11 protein-coding genes are annotated in these 18,996 nt (G+C 34.5%); 9 read left to right on the top strand and 2 right to left on the bottom strand.

Annotated elements, in window-relative coordinates; all coding sequences use genetic code 11:
* Positions 1 to 2,247, top strand: a 2,247-nt coding sequence (locus ETI37_RS07875) for a MiiA motif-containing surface protein (RefSeq protein WP_244285210.1), incomplete at its 5' end; no start/stop codon positions are given.
* A 357-nt stretch (positions 2,248 to 2,604) separates the two neighbouring features.
* Entirely contained in the window at positions 2,605 to 6,903 is a 4,299-nt protein-coding gene (locus ETI37_RS07775) for a mucin-binding protein (protein ID WP_244285209.1), read from the top strand.
* Positions 6,904 to 7,198: 295 nt separating this feature from the next.
* On the opposite strand, the gene ETI37_RS00780 is transcribed toward ETI37_RS07775, so the two are convergent.
* Together ETI37_RS00780 and ETI37_RS00775 are read right to left on the bottom strand one after the other, a co-directional pair.
* A complete protein-coding gene (locus ETI37_RS00780; protein ID WP_006587031.1) occupies positions 7,199 to 8,029 on the bottom strand; it encodes an undecaprenyl-diphosphate phosphatase in 831 nt (276 codons plus the stop codon).
* Positions 8,030 to 8,039: 10 nt separating this feature from the next.
* The gene (locus ETI37_RS00775) at positions 8,040 to 9,062 is read right to left on the bottom strand and encodes a lactonase family protein (RefSeq protein WP_006587450.1); all 1,023 of its coding nucleotides are present in this window, start codon (positions 9,060 to 9,062) and stop codon (positions 8,040 to 8,042) included.
* 105 nt (positions 9,063 to 9,167) lie between these two features.
* On the opposite strand from ETI37_RS00775, the gene ETI37_RS00770 reads away from it, so the two are divergent.
* The 7 genes from ETI37_RS00770 (at position 9,168) to ETI37_RS00740 (ending at position 18,986) form a co-directional block, all read left to right on the top strand.
* Positions 9,168 to 11,912, top strand: coding sequence for a cation-translocating P-type ATPase (locus tag ETI37_RS00770; protein ID WP_006587029.1), 2,745 nt, complete (start codon positions 9,168 to 9,170; stop codon positions 11,910 to 11,912).
* Between the two features lie 80 nt (positions 11,913 to 11,992).
* On the top strand, positions 11,993 to 13,198 hold the full coding sequence (locus ETI37_RS00765; protein ID WP_006587028.1) for an AI-2E family transporter: 1,206 nt from the start codon (positions 11,993 to 11,995) through the stop codon (positions 13,196 to 13,198).
* Entirely contained in the window at positions 13,191 to 13,748 is a 558-nt protein-coding gene (locus ETI37_RS00760; RefSeq protein ID WP_006587027.1) for a tRNA (cytidine(34)-2'-O)-methyltransferase, read from the top strand. The genes ETI37_RS00765 and ETI37_RS00760 overlap by 8 nt, the downstream gene beginning before the upstream one ends.
* On the top strand, positions 13,741 to 14,145 hold the full coding sequence (locus tag ETI37_RS00755) for a DUF1149 family protein (RefSeq protein ID WP_006587447.1): 405 nt from the start codon (positions 13,741 to 13,743) through the stop codon (positions 14,143 to 14,145). The genes ETI37_RS00760 and ETI37_RS00755 overlap by 8 nt, the downstream gene beginning before the upstream one ends.
* Before the next feature lie 20 nt (positions 14,146 to 14,165).
* Complete coding sequence (locus ETI37_RS00750; RefSeq protein WP_006587025.1) at positions 14,166 to 16,553, top strand: DNA translocase FtsK; 2,388 nt, start codon at positions 14,166 to 14,168, stop codon at positions 16,551 to 16,553.
* Positions 16,543 to 17,754 carry a M16 family metallopeptidase gene (locus tag ETI37_RS00745; RefSeq protein ID WP_022091231.1) on the top strand — a complete coding sequence of 404 codons (1,212 nt, stop codon included), beginning with the start codon at positions 16,543 to 16,545 and terminating at the stop codon, positions 17,752 to 17,754. The genes ETI37_RS00750 and ETI37_RS00745 overlap by 11 nt, the downstream gene beginning before the upstream one ends.
* Complete coding sequence (locus tag ETI37_RS00740; RefSeq protein ID WP_006587023.1) at positions 17,751 to 18,986, top strand: M16 family metallopeptidase; 1,236 nt, start codon at positions 17,751 to 17,753, stop codon at positions 18,984 to 18,986. Before ETI37_RS00745 ends, ETI37_RS00740 begins: the two co-directional genes overlap by 4 nt.
* The last annotated feature ends 10 nt before the right edge of the window (positions 18,987 to 18,996 follow it).

Here is an 18,996-nt window from a genome sequence, read left to right as displayed (position 1 = left end):
GAACCATTGACTAACACTGGTGAAGCAGATACAGACCTTAACTCATTTGACAAGACTACTGTAAAAGATGCAGATAAGTTAACTGATGAAGAAAAAGGTCAAGTAGTATCAAACATCAAGAAGACTAATGGTGACAAAGATATTACTAACATTGATGTTAAGGACAATGGCCGTACTATCGTAACCTTTGGTGATGGAACTCAAAAGGAATTGACACCTGATCAAACTATCATCAGTAGTAAGTTAGGTGAACCATTGACTAACACTGGTGAAAGTGAAGACTTGAACCGCAACATTAAGAAGGTTCCAGTTGAAGGTGACAGAGATATTACTGATACTGAAAAGGCTGAAGTAATTAAGAATATCAAGGATGGTAATCCAGACAAGGACATCACAGATGTAACTGTTAAGCCAGATGGTACAGCAACTGTAACAATGGGTGATGGTACTCAAAGTACCTTTACACCAGAAGAAACTGTGAACCGCTACAAGTTGATCGATCCATTGACTAATCCAGGTGAAGATCAAGGCTTCAATAGTAACTTCGATAAGGTACCAGTGAAGGGCGATGGCGACTTGACTGATGAACAAAAGCAAGCAGTTAAGGAAAACATTACTAAGTCAAACCCAGACAAGGGTATCACCAACATTGAAGTGAAGGGTAATGGTTCAACAACAGTAACGTTTGAAGATGGAACAACTAAGGACTTAACGCCAGATCAAACCATCAAACGCTATGAACTCGGAGATCCATTGTTCAATGAAGGCAAAGACAAGAACTTTGATGGTAACTTCGATAAGGTACCAGTAAAGGGTGATGGCGACTTAACAGATGAACAAAAGCAAGCAGTTAAGGAAAACATTACTAAGTCAAACCCAGACAAGGGAATTACCAATATTGAAGTAAAGGGTGATGGTTCAACAACAGTAACGTTTGAAGATGGAACAACTAAGGACTTGACGCCAGATCAAACCATCAAGCGTTATGAACTTGGAGATCCATTGTTCAATGAAGGCGAAGACAAGAACTTCGATGGTAACTTTGATAAGATACCAGTAAAAGGTGATGGCGACTTAACAGATGAACAAAAACAAGAAGTTAAGACCAACATCACTAAGTCAAACCCAGATAAGGGAATTACCAATATTGAAGTAAAGGGTGATGGTTCAACAACAGTAACGTTTGAAGATGGAACAACCAAGGAATTGACACCAGACCAAACCATCAAACGTTATGATGTAGGCGAACCATTGACTAATCCAGGTGAAGATCAAGGCTTCAATAGTAACTTTGATAAGATACCAGTAAAGGGTGATGGCGACTTAACAGATAAACAAAAGCAAGCAGTTAAGGAAAACATTACTAAGTCAAACCCAGACAAGGGAATTACCAACATTGAAGTGAAGGGTGATGGCTCAACAACAGTAACGTTTGAAGATGGAACAACCAAGGACTTAACGCCAGATCAAACCATCAAACGCTATGAACTCGGAGATCCATTGTTCAATGAAGGCAAAGACAAGAACTTTGATGGTAACTTCGATAAGGTACCAGTAAAGGGTGATGGCGACTTAACAGATGAACAAAAACAAGAAGTTAAGACCAACATCACTAAGTCAAACCCAGACAAGGGTATCACTAACATTGAAGTGAAGGGTGATGGCTCAACAATAGTAACGTTTGAAGATGGAACAACCAAGGAATTGACACCAGACCAAACCATTAAACGTTATGAACTTGGAGATCCATTGTTCAATGAAGGCGAAGACAAGAACTTTGATGGTAACTTTGATAAGGTACCAGTGAAGGGTGATGGCGACTTGACTGATGAACAAAAGCAAGCAGTTAAGGAAAACATTACTAAGTCAAACCCAGACAAGGGTATCACCAACATTGAAGTAAAGGGTGACGGTTCAACAACAGTAACGTTTGAAGATGGAACAACTAAGGACTTAACGCCAGATCAAACCATTAAACGTTATGAGCTAGGTGACCCATTGTTTACTGATGAAACAAATAATGGAAGTCAAACTAGTTCAGATAAGGACACTAATAAATCAACTAAGAATGACAAAGTTCATAATTTAACCAGTGCTAAGGGTACTTCAGGAAACTCTACTATCACTAAGTCTAGTGCTAAGACTCTTCCACAAACTGGTGAAAATAAAGTTGGTTTGGAAATGTTAGGTTTATCTTTACTTGGTTTAGCTGGAATGCTATTCATTAGTAAAAAGAAAAAAGACTAGAGTAACTAGTAAAAAAGTCAAGGTTTAATACCTTGGCTTTTTTATGTGGTTTTGTAAATGTTTAAGCATATGTTTAAACGATTTGATACATTATATTAAATTAATGATAAAACTGTTATTTTATTAGTATTTATATCTTTAAAAGTTTAAAATACTATATCTATCAACGGTTTATTAAATATTCGAATTTTATATATATCGGGGGGGGTAAAGTCCGTATTATTACTTTATCTCTTGATAATCTGAACAATAGGTTATTTAATAGCAAAAGTTAACAAATAATAAATTATTTCTATTAGAATATTAATACGAGGGATAAAAAATTTGAAATAACTTTATGCTATTAGGGGGATAGTTATGAAATCAATGTTTAATGAAAGGCAAAGATTCTCGTTAAGAAAATTATCTATTGGGGTGGTATCGGTTTTACTAGGTGTTACTTTTGTAAGTAATGCTCAAGTAGTTAAAGCTGACGAAGCCACAAATAGTGTAAGTGCAAGTTCAAGTGATGTAAGTTCAAATTCTACAACTAGTAGTTCAAGCGATGCATCAGTTGCTGCATCTAGTTCAAGTGATTCTGTTACAACTAATGAATCAAGCCAAGTTACAAATCAACCACAAGATTTGAACAGTTCTAACTTAGCATCAGCTTCAACTTATACTTTGGGGGATGGTAATCGTCGTTATCCATCTGCAGATAAGGATCCAAACAATGCTAATAACTACGTTACTCTTCAAGATATTAGTGAAAGATACGTACAAACAGGCGGCACTTTAGCACCAAATGAAAAGAGATGGCGTATCGTCTGGAATTCTAATGTAAATAACTCCACTAAAACTGATGAACAATGGTTCTCAATTATGATGACTAAAAATGTCAAGATTAAAGGTGGAGCTAATAATGTTACTATTCAAGTAATTGGTGGTCCAACTGATCGACAAACTTGGCAACAAGTTCAATTTGATATTGATAAAGGCCCAACTATCTTACACAATTCAAATGAACTCTCAGATGAATATCGTGATTACTTCATTCATGATAAAAAATTTAATGGTCACTACTACAACGGGTCAGATCCTGAAGCTTTAGAAATGTGGACCCACATTAACTTGCCTACATTTTCTTACGCTAACTATGGTAGAGCTAATTTAGACCGTCAAACTACTATGAATCATTTGTTCTATGATAACAACTGGTTTCCAGCAAGTATAAAAAATAGAACTTCATATGAATGGGATGATGCCCTTGAATTTGGTGGAAATTGGATTACTCGTTACAAGCATAATGACGGTACAACTCAAAACGGCCCATTAATTAACTTAGATTTAAATAGCAATGATGACAAAAATGTTAAGTACTTAGGTGATATCTATACTTTTCACTACCAAAGTGCTAATGGTTATTATTTAGGTGGTACTAAGAAAGTTCAAATGGACTTCACTACTGTAGTGGATTCTACTGTAACTGACGTTCCAGAAACACGTTTAATTGCTGGCTACAAGGCTGGTGCTGCGGGTAGTGATTTCAGACGTGCTCAAGAAAATAATCATTTGGTAGATAATCAAACTTATAAGTTAATTGTTAATGAAACAAGTCAACGTTCAGATAAGAAGATTCCGGCAAATGCTTTTAAAGTAGCTGGACCTGATAACATTTCTAAAGATTACACTCACGAAGAACTTAACCAGACAAACAATACTCAGGAATTTAATTATTACACTGATAAAATTGATACCGCTACCCAACAAAACATTTTAAATTCATTAAAGGTAGCTTCAACAACTCAAAACGGTGTAACTGTTTCTGATCCTGTTATTGATACAGTAAATAAGACTGTAACTTACAATGTTGTTTATACTGATACAGTAGCTGAAAAGACTACTCATATTATCTTCAAAGATGGTGATACACCAGTTAAGACAGTAGAAGTATCAGGTAAGCCTGGAGACAAGGTGCCAGTAAGTGAAGAAGATCAAAAGATCCCTGATGGTTATGAATTAGTACCAGGCGAAAAAGTACCAACAGAAGTAGACTTCCCATCAGATGGTACAACACCAGAAGATAAAGTAGTTAAATTGACTCACAAGACAACTACAGTAAATCCAGATGATCCAAAGACACCGGAAGATACTTTACCTGAAAATCCAAAAGTTCATTATCCAGATGGCGTAAGTGAAAAAGACTTAAACAAGACAGTTACTAGAAGGATTTATGAAGTAGATCCAGTAACTAAGGAAAAAGTTTTAGTAAAGACACAAGAAGCTAAGTTAACTAGAACAGCCACTGTTGATGAAGTAACTGGTAAGGTAACTAAGTACAGTGATTGGACAACTGGAACTTGGGAAAGCTACACTGCAAGTACTAAAGAGGGATACACACCAGATCAAAGTACAGTGCCAGAAGTAACTGTAGATGGTGATACTGAAAGTACTGAAGTGGTAATCAACTATGTTAAGAATCCAACAGGTAAGATTATCTTCAAAGATGGAGACAAGCCAGTTAAGACAGTAGAAGTATCAGGTAAGCCTGGAGACAAGGTGCCAGTAAGTGAAAAAGATCAAAAGATTCCAGATGGTTATGAATTAGTACCAGGCGAAAAAGTACCAACAGAAGTAGATTTCCCAAGTGATGGAACAACTCCAAGTGAATCAGTTGTTAAGATTCAAAAGAAGACACCAGACACTCCATCAACTGATCAACCAACAGGTAAGATTATCTTCAAAGATGGAGATAAGCCAGTTAAGGAGGTAACAGTACCAGGTGAAGCAGGTAAGACTGTTGAAGTACCAGATACAACAATTCCAGAAGGCTACGAATTAGTACCAGGCCAAGAAGTGCCAACAACAATTGACTTCCCAGGCGATGGATCAAACCCAAGTGATAAAGTAGTTGAGTTACAACCAAAGACACCAACTGAACAAACAACTCACATTGTTTTCAAAGATGGTGATACACCAGTTAAAACAGTAGAAGTATCAGGTAAGCCTGGAGACAAGGTGCCAGTAAGTGAAGAAGATCAAAAGATTCCAGATGGTTATGAATTAGTGCCAGGTGAAGAAGTACCAACAGAAGTTGATTTCCCAAGTGATGGAACAACTCCAAGTGAATCAGTTGTTAAGATTCAAAAGAAGACACCAGACACTCCATCAACTGATCAACCAACAGGTAAGATTATCTTCAAAGATGGAGACAAGCCAGTTAAGACAGTTGAAGTTCCAGGAAAGCCAGGCGAAAGTGTTGAAGTACCAGACACAACAATTCCAGAAGGCTACGAATTAGTACCAGGCCAAGAAGTGCCAACAACAATTGACTTCCCAGGCGATGGATCAAACCCAAGTGATAAAGTAGTTGAGGTACAACCAAAGACACCAACTGAACAAACAACTCACATTGTTTTCAAAGATGGTGATACACCAGTTAAAACAGTAGAAGTATCAGGTAAGCCTGGAGACAAGGTGCCAGTAAGTGAAGAAGATCAAAAGATCCCAGATGGTTATGAATTAGTGCCTGGTCAAGAAGTACCAACAGAAGTTGATTTCCCAAGTGATGGAACAACTCCAAGTGAAACAGTTGTTAAGATTCAAAAGAAGACACCAGACACTCCATCAACTGATCAACCAGCAGGAAAGATTATTTTCAAAGATGGAGACAAGCCAGTTAAGCCAGTTGAAGTACCAGGAAAGCCAGGCGAAAGTGTTGAAGTACCAGATACAACAATTCCAGAAGGCTACGAATTAGTACCAGGTCAAAAAGTGCCAACGACAATTGACTTCCCAGGCGATGGTTCAAATCCAAGTGATAAGACCGTTAAGTTAACTCACAAGATTGTTGTTGTAACACCAGATGATCCAAAATCTTCAAATGATCCACTACCAGATAATCCATCTAAGAATTATCCAGACGGTGTAACTGAAACCAATTTGAGAAAACGTATAAAACGTACAATTAATGTAATTAACCCAAATGGTGATATTGATGTAACTACTCAACTAGTTGTCTTTGAAAGAACAGCAACAGTTGATCAAGTGAATGGTCAAGTAAGTTATAGCGATTGGAAGCAAGTTGGTGAAGATAAATCTTGGCCTAAGTTTGAGGCTCCAGATATTACTGGATATACTCCAAGTACGGAATCTGTTTCTGAAGTGATTCCTAATGTGAATACTGAAAACGTTACTGTAAATATTACTTACAAAGCTGATAACTCAGGTTCAGATAGAGATGCTAATACCCCTACTGATCCACAACCACAAGGTCAGGATATTACAACTAATAAAGGAACTACTCCAAGCCCATCTGATGGCATTAAGAATAAAGGTGATTTGCCAGACGGTACAAAATATTCTTGGAAAGAAACTCCAAATACGAATAACGGTGATACAACCGGTACTGTTGTTGTAACTTATCCAGATGGATCAAAGGATGAAGTAAAAGTAACTATTCATGTTACAGAACCAAATAAGAAGACAGGTATGGAAGATAACAAGTCTACAATTGTTACTTCATCAAGCTCAGCAAATAAGGTGAAGAATACTGCTAATAGTAAGCAAAGTACTTTACCTCAAACAGGTGCGAATACTTCAGCTCTTGCTGGTTTAGGAATCGCATTAATGGGCTTAGCAAGTATGATCTTCATTAATAAAAAGAAAAAAGATTAAGTTTAATTAATCTAAAAAGAGTCAAAGCATTAGCTTTGACTTTTTTTATTACAATAAAAAACTGGTAGAATTACTCTACCAGTCTATTTACTATAAAAAGTTATTACTTAATGTTTTAATTCCTAATCCAATTATTAAAATAATAAGAATTGGAATAAATATGAAGGAGGCAATGTAAAAAATTAGGATGATTCCAAATAAAAAAGTGAGTATCTTAAATAAACCAATTCCTAACTTAAACAATAGCCAAATGATCAATAATACTAATAAAAGATTTAGCATTTAGGTCACCTCATTATTTTACAAAAACTCCAATAATAATAACTATAATACCTAAAGCTATTCTATACCAACCAAATGACTTAAAGTCGTGAGTTTGAATAAATTTAAGTAAGAATTTAACAGCAAGGTACGCAACAACAAAGGAAACTACCATACCAACTAAAAGAACTGCTAATTGATCTCCTACAAAAGTGTGCCCAGCGTGTACATATTTGACAATCTTTAATAATGAAGCACCAAACATAGTTGGAATTGCTAAGAAAAATGAAAATTCAGCTGAAACATAACGACTAGCTCCTAAAAGCATTGCTCCTAGGATAGTAGCCCCAGAACGTGATGTACCTGGAATTAATGAAAGAACTTGGAAACATCCAATTAAGAAAGCCATTCGAAAACTAATTTTATTCAAATCAGTTAACTTAGCATTGCGATTTCGGTAGTAATTTTCAAGTAAGATAAATAATATCCCATAGATAATTAAAGTGGCACTAATTACTTGCCAATTCGTCATATGTTCATCAAGCCAATCATTTAGTGGCAAACCAATGATTACTGAAGGTAATACAGCAACAATAACTTTTAACCAAAGTGACCAAGTATTTTCACGTTGTAACTTAGTTTTTGACAATGAAAATGGATTAAGCTTGTTAAAGTAAATAACTATAATACTTAAAATAGCTCCAAGTTGGATAACTACCATGAACATATCAATGAATGATTGATTTTCTTGTAATTTAACGACATAATTCGCTAAGTATAAGTGTCCTGTAGAAGATATTGGAAGAAATTCTGTAATTCCTTCAATAATACCTAAAATGATTGCTTTGATAATGTTAATTAGCATTGATTTTAAACTACTCCTTACTAAATATTACACAAGTGCCTTCTGGAACAGCCACATCTTTTTGAACTACAGCTAATGTTCCCATTTCGCTGTTTCTTTCATATAGTGTAGCATTATCTGTATTTTGGTTAGCTACGATAACCCATTTTTCACTACTGTCCCAGTTAAAGTCACGAGGGAACTCACCGAATGTAGAAATTCGTTGAATGAGTTCTAATGTATGATCATTTTTTATTTTGAATACAGTAATTGAATTGTGACCACGATTAGAAAGATATAAAAACTTGCCATCATTTGACATTCGAATAGCTGCTACACCATTATGTTCAGTATAATCATCAGGAATAGTTTTATAAGTAGCTATGTTTTCAAATTCCCAAGTTCTTTCGTTATATTTAACGACATTTACTTTACTTGATAATTCACCAGCAACATAAAAGCAATTGTTTTCTTTGTTGAATACTATGTGCCTACTACCAAATCCAGCTTCATTTAGATAACGAGCTAAATGAACTAAATGACCGTCTTTTAATTCGTAAAAATCAACACTATCATTACCTAAATCGCAGGAAACTAACTTACCTGAAGGTGTTTCGTCAAAAAAGTGTGGGTGTGCGCCATCACTTTGCTCTGGACGAGGACCTAAATTGAAATTATCATGTTTAATTTGATCAACTAAGCTCACACCTTGATTATCGTAATGATAAACAGATAAGTATGCTGTATGATAATTAGCTGTATAAACTAACTGTTTATCTTCGTTGATACCTAAATATGCAGGTGAAGAGCCAGTTTGAAAAACAGAATTTATTAATTTAACTGGATTTAGATGAAAATAACTAATGCCACCTTCATCACCATTTTTAGCAATTGAAAACAAATAATTACCACATTTTTTAAAATATGTTGGTCCATTTATTTCAATATAATCCTTAAAATTTTCCAAACTAGCTTGGCCATTTTTTAAGGTCAAATCAGCTTGATAAATACCCTTTGAGGTCTTTTTTGTATAGCCTCCAATGAGAACTTTCATATATAATCCCTCCATTCACATCCTGAACTTTTATTAGTATATCATTGCTAGTTAAATTTTTTGAGTTAAAATGATTAAGTAACATTTAAGAAAGAGGAGAATGAAGTGGACGAAAAGAAAATTCGCGAGCTTTATGCTCAAAGTGAAATTGATAGCGTTTATCAGACACTTAATTCATCTAGTAAAGGTCTTTCTTCAGAAGAAGCAGAAAAAAGACTGGAAAAATATGGACTAAATGAAATAAAGCGCCCTCCTAAGCAAAGTCAATGGCAAACATTTATTAAAAATTTTACAACTTTAATGGCAATCCTACTCTGGATTTCTGGTTTTATTGCAATTGTCTCAGGAACAATGGAATTAGGAATTGCTATTTGGCTGGTTAATATTATTAATGGGACATTTAGTTTTTGGCAAGAACGACAAGCACAAAAAGCAACAGATGCTTTAAATAAAATGCTTGAAAGTTATGTGCAAGTTTATCGTGATGGAAAGAAAAAGCAAGTTGAAGCTAAGCATATTGTTCCTGGTGATGTTTTTGCACTGCAAGCTGGTAGTAAGGTGCCAGCAGATGCCAGAATTATTAGCGCAACAAGTTTACAAGTGGATCAATCAGCTTTGAATGGTGAATCAGTTCCTGAAAGTAAAAGAACTAGCTTTGACCCAGGTGAGGGTAAATATGCTGAAAGTAATATGGTATATTCAGGAACCACAGCTGTATCTGGTACTGCAACAGCGATTTGCTTTAGTACAGGAATGGATACTGAGCTTGGGCAAATTGCTCACTTGACTCAGAAACAGGAAAAAGTAGATTCTCCTTTAACGCGTGAATTGAATCGCTTAACTAAGCAAATATCAATCATTGCATTTACAATTGGTCTCTTTTTCTTTATTGCTTCAATATTATTTGTGAAGCAACCTTTTGGAGCAGCTTTTATTTTTAGCTTAGGAATGATTGTAGCCTTTATTCCAGAAGGGTTATTACCAACGGTTACGTTATCCTTGGCTCAGGGTGTTAAAAGGATGGCCAGAAAGCACGCCTTAGTTAAAGAATTAAATTCAGTAGAAACATTGGGTGAAACTACCGTTATCTGTTCTGATAAAACGGGTACTTTAACTCAAAACCAAATGACGATTCATTACATTAGAACTTTAAATGATGAATTTGAAGTTACTGGTGATGGATATGTTAACAATGGTCAAGTTGAATTGAATGGTAAACAACTTTGGTATGATGAACATCCTGATTTAAAAGTTATTACTGAAATTGCATCTTTGGACAACGATACTTCAATAGAGAACAAAGATGGTCAAAATAAAATTTTAGGTACACCAACTGAAGCATCTTTAGTAATCATGGCTCAAAAGGCGGGATATGATATCCACAAGCAAATGGTTAAGATGCCACGCCTGAGAGAATTTCCATTTGATTCAGAACGTAAAAAAATGTCTACGGTTAACCAAATTAGCGATACTGAAGCAGCAGTATTGGTTAAGGGTTCATATAGTGACTTAATTAAGGATTGTGCTTTTGTTCAAGTTAATGGTGAAGTTAAGCCGTTAACAATGGAAGATAAGCAAAAATTGGATCGCTTAAATGCAGATTATGCGCGTCAAGGTTTGCGTAGCATGGGTTTAGCATATAAGAAGATTAAAAATGATGATGCTATTTCTAGTCTGACAATTGAAACTGCTGAGGATCAACTTGTGTTTGCTGGATTGGTAACAATGAGTGATCCTCCAAGACCAGAAATTTATGATGCAATTAAGCATTGTCATGATGCCAAAATTCGAGTTGTTATGGTTACAGGTGATTCCAAGTTAACGGCTAAAACAGTTGCAGTTAAGATTGGTATAACTTCTGAAAATGCACGTGTAATTGATGGACGTGAACTTGATGAAATGTCTGATAGCGAATTACGTGAAGCATTAAAAGATGAGGTTATTTTTGCTAGAGTAGCACCAGAACAAAAATACAAGATTGTGAAGACTTTCCAAGAAAATGGTGAAGTAGTCGCAGCAACTGGTGATGGAGTAAATGATGCTCCTGCTCTTAAAAGAGCTGATATTGGGATTGCAATGGGGCTTAGTGGAACAGATGTTGCTAAAGATGCAGCCAATATGATTTTGACTGACGATAATTTTGCTTCAATTGTAGCTGCAATTGAGGAAGGTAGAACTGTTTATAGCAATATTCGTAAGTTCTTGACATATATTCTTTCATCTAATGTTCCTGAAGCAATTCCTTCAGTTCTTTACTTATTATCTGGTGGTCTGATTCCTTTACCTTTAACTGTAATGCAAATTTTGACAATTGACTTAGGGACAGATATGTTGCCAGCTTTAGCTTTAGGGGCTGAACCAAGTGATCCAGATGTCATGAAACGTGCCCCAATTAGTCGCAATGATCATCTTTTGAATAAGAGGGTTCTTGTCAAAGCATTCTTGTGGTATGGTTTGCTCGAAGCTTTAGTTTCAGTTGCTGCTTACTTCTTTGTAAATAAGCAAGCTGGTTTAGCTTTCGGACATTTGGCAACAAGTGGTGATATTTATATCAAAGCTACAACTATGACTTTGGGTGCAATTGTCTTTAGTCAAATTGCTAATGTTATTAATTGTCGAACTGAAAAGGTATCAGTATTCAAAAAGGGATTATTTATCAATCCACATATTTGGACTGGAATCTTATTTGAAATAATTTTGTTTATTATTTTAACAGTTACTCCAGGCGTTCAAGGTATTTTTAACACTGGTATTTTGGGTGTCAGTGATTGGATGATGCTTTGTCTTATTCCAATCCCATTAATTTTGATTGAGGAAGCTAGAAAGTGGCTCTTTAGAATCAAGAAATAGCTAAAAAAACTCGCTTATTTTGAGATAGGCGAGTTTTATTTATGCTAAAATTTAAATTAGACATAAAAAGGGGTTAATTTATGGATAATAAGACTAATTTGAAGCGGCCCACTTTGTTTAAAGATTGGTTTTTGAATAACCGCTTTACGATTTTTTTACTTAATATATTGTTGTTCTTTCTAATTATATTTTTGTTTGAACAAATTTCGTTTATTTTAAATCCAGCTTGGGTATTTTTCTGCGCAATTTTACCACCATTGATTTTGGCATTGGTACAATATTATATGATGAATCCAATTGTGGATTTTTTTGAGCAAAAGTTAAAAGTTCCAAGAACAGTAACCATTCTGGTATTATTTTTACTAGTGCTTGGTGCTTTAATTTGGGTTATTAATTCACTTTTGCCAATTATTCAAGGTCAAGTAGATGCCCTAATTAAAAATTGGCCTAATATTTGGGATACGAGTGTAAAAACAACTCAAAATTTGTTGCATGATCCTCATCTTAAAGGATTTAAATCCAATATTAATAGTGTAATTGATAGTGTTGAAAAAACTCTTTTCAAATCTTGGCAAAAGACAGGAACAGCTGCACTTACAAATATTTCATCTGCTGTTAGTGTAATTACAATGATTTTTATGACGCTGCTAACAGCACCATTTGTATTATTTTATATGCTTAAAGATGGTCACCAGTTAAATGGCTACTTGACTAAATTTGCACCTCGTAGATGGCAAGATAGCTTTTCTAGATTACTTCATGATATTAACGAAGCAATTAGTGCCTATATTCGTGGTCAAATTACAGTAGCGGTTTGGGTCGGTATTATTTATGCTATTGGCTATAATATAATCGGTCTTCCATATGGAAGTGCTTTGGCAGTTTTAGCTGCATTTATGTTGTTAATACCATATTTTGGTACATTTATTGCTCTTATTCCTGTTTTGATAATTGCTTCAATTACTTCTTGGGGAATGTTAATTAATGTATTAATTGTTTTTGCAATTGAGCAAACAATTGAAACGAGATTTATTTCTCCAATCGTTGTAGGAAACAAGATGAAGATGCACCCAATAACGACAATTTTACTTTTAATAGGTGCTAGTGCCGTTTGGGGACTTTGGGGTGTGATTTTTGGTATCCCGATTTATGCAGTTGTTAAAATTATTGTGTCACGAAGTTTTAACTATTTTAAGTCTGTATCCCGTTTTTATAATGATGAGGATTTATTTGAAATCAATAAACAAGCTCAGACTAAATTAGATTTAGGAGATAAAAATGACTAATCATATTGTATTATTTGAACCACTTATGCCAGCAAATACTGGCAATATTGCTAGAACTTGTGCTGGAACAGAAACTGTTTTGGATTTGATCGAACCATTAGGTTTCCAACTTGATAATAAAAAAATGAAACGAGCTGGACTCGACTATTGGGACAAAGTTGAAATTCACAAGCATGATGATTTAAAGGCTTTTTTGGATACTCTGGGTCCTAATGATGAAATGTATTTGATTTCTAAGTTTTCGTCAAAATCTTATACTGATGTTGATTACACAGATAATAATAAGAATTATTATTTTGTTTTTGGTAAAGAAACTACCGGTTTACCAGAAACATTTATGAGAGAGTACTATGACCGCAATTTGCGCATTCCAATGTCAGATCATATTCGAGCATATAACTTATCAAATTCTGCTGCAATGGTAATTATGGAAGCTTTGCGCCAACAAGGGTTTCCTAAGCTTGAAAAGAGTCACCATTATGAAAATGATAAATTGAAAGATGATTACAATAGACATGAACGTTATGAAAGAAATTTAGGAGATGAATAAAATGGTTGAATTTACAAAAGAAACACCTGTATTAGTAAGAAATTTTCACTATGATTTAAATGAAGAAAATCACGTTAAGAGCGAAGTTAACATTGCTTTACGAAAAGCTGCCCAACAAGATGATGAAGGGAATTTACTAGAAGCTGAAGGTGGAAGTTATTTTGAAATTGCAGTTCCATTTGAAGTAAGTCCTAATCCAGGTGAATTTACAGTATCAGGTCTTATTACACAAGTTGTATTTTTAAAAGATTATTATGGTGATGGTCAAGACCTTGAAAAAAGTGATTATAAGCTTTTAAGTAGACCGCTAGTTGAATATATTGAAACTTTAACTTATCAGTTAACTTCAGTGGCTTTAGATGAACCAGTTAACTTGAATTTTGAACCGAACTTTTAATCAATAAGGGGGGAGAAGAAATGCCAAGAAAAAGGAAAAAGGCAACTAAGGCAAAAACTGTTGCTCAAAAAGAATTACGTTGGGCAATTTTTGGCATTTTTTTGGTGATTTATGCCTTGCTAACCTTTGCCAAACTTGGATTAATTGGTAAAGAGTTTGCAAATATTCTCCGCTTTTTTATTGGCGACAGTTATCCTATCCTTGCATTTTTATTCTTAATGTTTGGATTTGTAATGTTAATTTACTCTAAGCCACCATTAATTGGATTTAAGCGAAGTAGTGGATTATTTTTGGCATATAGTGGCTTAGTTTTGGAATTAGCTGCTAACTTCTTTAGTCATCTTGATGTTTTTAATGGATTTATTAATGTATTTACTAAAACCATCTTAGCTGAATTTAGTCGTGGCAACTTGACTGAGAGTGTTGGTGGTGGATTAGTAGGTAGTTTTTATTACAGTATTTTTTATCCCTTATTAGGAAATTTAGGCGCAGTCATTCTGGGCCTTCTTTTGCTTATTAGCGGTTTATTAATGTTTTTTGATGTTAAATTTGTTCAAATATTGCATTTGTTCCAATCTTCTAGCCAAAAATTCATTGAAACTAATAAAGATGCGGGCATTAAATTAAAGGATAAGTATGTCGAAGCAAGGGATAATTACTTACAAAATCGTGATAATCGTAAAAATCTGCAAGATCCTTTAGCTAATAATGATATATTTCCAGATACAGGAGATATGAAAACACAAAGTCAAACTGATTTAGATGTCATGCCTGACTTGTCTAAAAAGACTACTACTGAAAAAAAGACTCATTTTGAACCTGAAATTGAGATTCCATCCCCATCTAATTCTGAGGAGAAAGAGCTTCCTAAAAGTCACGCTTTTTCTGATGAAGACCAGAAGATGAAAATGGAGTTAGGTAATGTTGATCATGGTGAAATTAAACCTACCCATATAAATTCTAACTATCAAAAACCTCCGCTTGATTTATTAGCACCAATAAAAAAGGTTGATCAATCTGGCGATAAAAATTTAATTCGCCATAATACACAAGTGCTGGAGTCTACTTTTAAGTCATTTGGAGTAGAAGTAAATGTAAAAAAGGCTATTTTAGGGCCTACTGTTACTCGTTATGAAATTCAACCGGCAGTTGGGGTTAAAGTAAGTAAGATTGTAAATTTAGCTGATGATTTGGCCTTAGCACTTGCTGCAAAAGATATTAGAATTGAAGCTCCTATTCCTGGTAAACCCTTAGTAGGGATAGAAGTTCCTAATAAGACAACTAGTGCAGTTTCATTTAAAGATGTTATGCTCAATCAAGACAATAAGTCAAAAGCTAATCCGCTTGATGTACCATTGGGCAAAGATGTTACTGGTACGACAATTTCTGCGAATTTGACTAAGATGCCTCATATGTTAATTGCAGGATCAACTGGTTCAGGTAAGTCAGTTGCAATTAATACGATGCTTACTAGTATTTTGATGAAGGCCAATCCTGATGATGTTAAGTTGGTATTAATAGATCCTAAGATGGTAGAATTGTCTGTTTATAGTGGAGTGCCACATTTATTAATTCCAGTAGTTACTGATGCGAAGTTAGCAGCTAATGCTTTGCATAAAACTGTTAAAGAAATGGAAAGACGCTATAAACTCTTTGCTGCTGGTGGCGTTCGAAACATTGGGGAATACAATCAAAAGGTTATTGAAAACAACCAAGACAAAGAAAAGCCAGTTATGAAAAAATTGCCATTTATCCTGGTAGTTGTTGATGAATTAAGCGATTTAATGATGGTTGGTGGCCATGATGTTGAAGATGCCATTGTTCGCTTGGGTCAAATGGCACGGGCAGCTGGAATTCATATGATTTTAGCTACTCAAAGACCGAGTGTTGATGTCATTACTGGTTTAATTAAAGCCAATGTACCTTCTAGAATCTCTTTTGCTGTATCAAGTGGTGTTGATTCACGGACTATTTTAGATCAAGTAGGAGCTGAAAAATTACTTGGTCGTGGAGATATGTTGTATTTACCAATTGGTGCTGCTAAACCTGAAAGAGTTCAAGGAGCATACATCTCGGTTGAAGAAGTTGAAAAAGTAGTTGCTTGGGTAAAGGATCAGCAAGAAGCAGATTACAATGAATCAATGATGCCCCAAAAAGGTGAGGAACAGTCAGATAATAGTAGCAATGATGAACCAGAAGATGAATTTTATGAAGAAGCGGTTAAGCTAGTTACTAAGCAACAGTCTGCAAGTGTTTCTATGCTGCAACGGCGCTTTAGAATTGGTTATAATCGAGCTGCTAGAATTATTGATGAAATGGAAGCTAAGGGAATAGTTGGGCCTTCTGAAGGCTCTAAGCCTCGGCAAGTACTAGTTCAGCCAAAGATGGAGAATGATAATGGACAATAATTTTTTTATTACAGAAAATAAAAACTTAACCAAGGCTAATATTGGCTTTTTTTTGAAAATGCCATTGACTGGACATAATTTAGCAATGGCCAGCTTATTAGCTAAAATGCAAGTTAATAGTAGTCAATATTTTAATACTATTAATAAGCAAACTCGTGCATTGACAGATTTATATAATATGTCCTTTGATGTAACGCCACAGCTATATGGTAGAGAGCTTCTTTTGATGTATAGGTTAAGCTATATTGAGCCACTTGAAGTAATGGACCCTGAATATAGTTATGAAAAAATAATTGAGACCTTTAGCCGGATTGTTCGCTATCCTAACTTAGATTCCAAGGTAATTAAGTTGGCTCAAAATCAACTTTTTAATGAGTATCAAGAATTGATGGCTAGTCCAACTAGTTATGCTTGGGAACATTTCTTTAAAAAGTGGTATCATGATCAACCAGATTTTGCTCATGGGATTATGGGACCGATTAATGAAATTTTAGAAGCTGATAAAGAGGGCCTGGATGCATATAGTGAAGCCTTAACTACTTGTCCAGCAGCTATGATTGGTAATGCTAAAAATTCAAAGTATATAATAAAATTGTTAAAAGACGCCTTTAGTGATTATGATTTTGAAGCTAAGTTTACAAGTTCTAACCTAGTTATAGAAATGTTGCCTGATCCATTTACTGATGAAGAAAAACGTAATTTTGAACAAGCACAAATGCTACTGGGATTCGGTTATAATGGTCAATTGAATAAAAAAGAGCGGTTAGCTGGTAAATTTTTAGCACGTTATTTGGCAGGCGATGATAGCTCAATTTTATTTAGAAAAATTCGTGAGCAGCTTGGTGCAGCTTATGCTGTTGATGCTGATAATTACGTTAATAATTCTTTATTGCTTATTTCTGCTGGGCTTAGTCATGATAAGTTAGAACAAGCTAGCAAAATTGCTCAAGAAGAAATAGATAATATTAAAGCAGGAGATATTGATCAAGCCATTTTTAAGAAAATAAAGAAGGCTATCTATAATGAGCATCAGTATGGACTTGATCGAGCTGGCTATCGAATTATGCTAAAATTGAGAGCTTTATTAATGCCTGAATATGCTTTTGATGATTTAGGTAAGAGTATTCGACAAATGCAAATAAAGGATTTAATAAAATTAGCTAATAAGCTTACTTTAAATGAAAGTTTTTATATCAAATGAAAAAATTAGATATTGAAAAAAGAAATTTTTCTTCAGGACTTACTGCTCAAGTAGTTTTGAGAAAGGGATTTAAACAAAAGTTTTTTGGAATTATTGTCGATTTTGGGAGTAGTGATAAGCAAATTCCTGGATCAGCACATTATTTAGAACATTTACTTTTTAGTAAAAAAAGTGGAGATATTACTGAACGATTTGATGAAATTGGTGCAAGTACCAATGCTTTTACGAGTTATAATGCTACGATGTTTTATGCAAGTAGTATTGATAATGTGAGTAAAACAGTTGATTTATTATTTGAACTTGTGGGTGATCCTAATTTTAGTAAAAAGAGTATTGATAAAGAACGACCAATTATTGCTCAAGAATTAGCAATGTATCGAGATGAGCCAACTTGGCCAATTAGCGATAGCATAATGAAGCAACTTTTTGGTGAGAGCAATCTTGGCCTTGATATTGGAGGCACAAGCCAGACAATTAAACAGATTAATAGTCGCAATTTAGCTAGAATTTATCGAGAAAATTATACAGCTAATAATATGCATTTTATTGCAGTAGGCGATTTTGCTCCATCAGCAATCACTCGTTTATTTAGTCAAGTTAAGAAGTTAGATAAACAATACTTACAAAGCGGGCCAAAAAGAGACCATACTTTTAAATCGGAAGCTGGTAAATTAGGGATTACGGAATTTAAAAATAAGACAGAGGTGCCTTATTTCTGTTTAGGAATCAAATTACCAGACTTTAAGAAAGTATTAGTAAATAATGATTTAGGCCAAATTTTGTTTGAAATAATGTTAGAATCTATGCTAGGCGAAAAGAGTGCCTGGTATCAAGAGAAAATGTTACATGGTGAATTAACTAGCCCATTACAATTTGATGTAAATTATACTAGACAAGGGAATTTTGTAACTATTTTAGGTATTAACAATGGCGATAGTCTATTGAGTGACTTAAAAACAACATTGTTTGCATCAGAAAAATATACTAAACAAATGAATGAGTTAAGAGAGCTTTTTGAAATGTTGAAGAAAGTTTCATTAGCTACTTTGTTGGCTGCTTTTAACAATTTATCTGATTTAGGTTTTGAGTTAGCAGAAGAAGCAATTCATGATGAAAATATTTTTGATACGCTAAAATTATTACAAAGAATGAGTTTTGAAGAATATTGGCAGATTTGTCAAGATTTATTGGCAGAAAGTAAAACTTGCTCAGTTTTTTCCACTATAGAATAGGGATGATGAT

The organism is Lactobacillus mulieris (assembly GCF_007095465.1).
Lineage (GTDB): Bacteria > Bacillota > Bacilli > Lactobacillales > Lactobacillaceae > Lactobacillus > Lactobacillus mulieris.
Note: the sequence above shows the minus strand (reverse complement) of the source record. Positions and strands in the feature narration are given on the sequence as shown.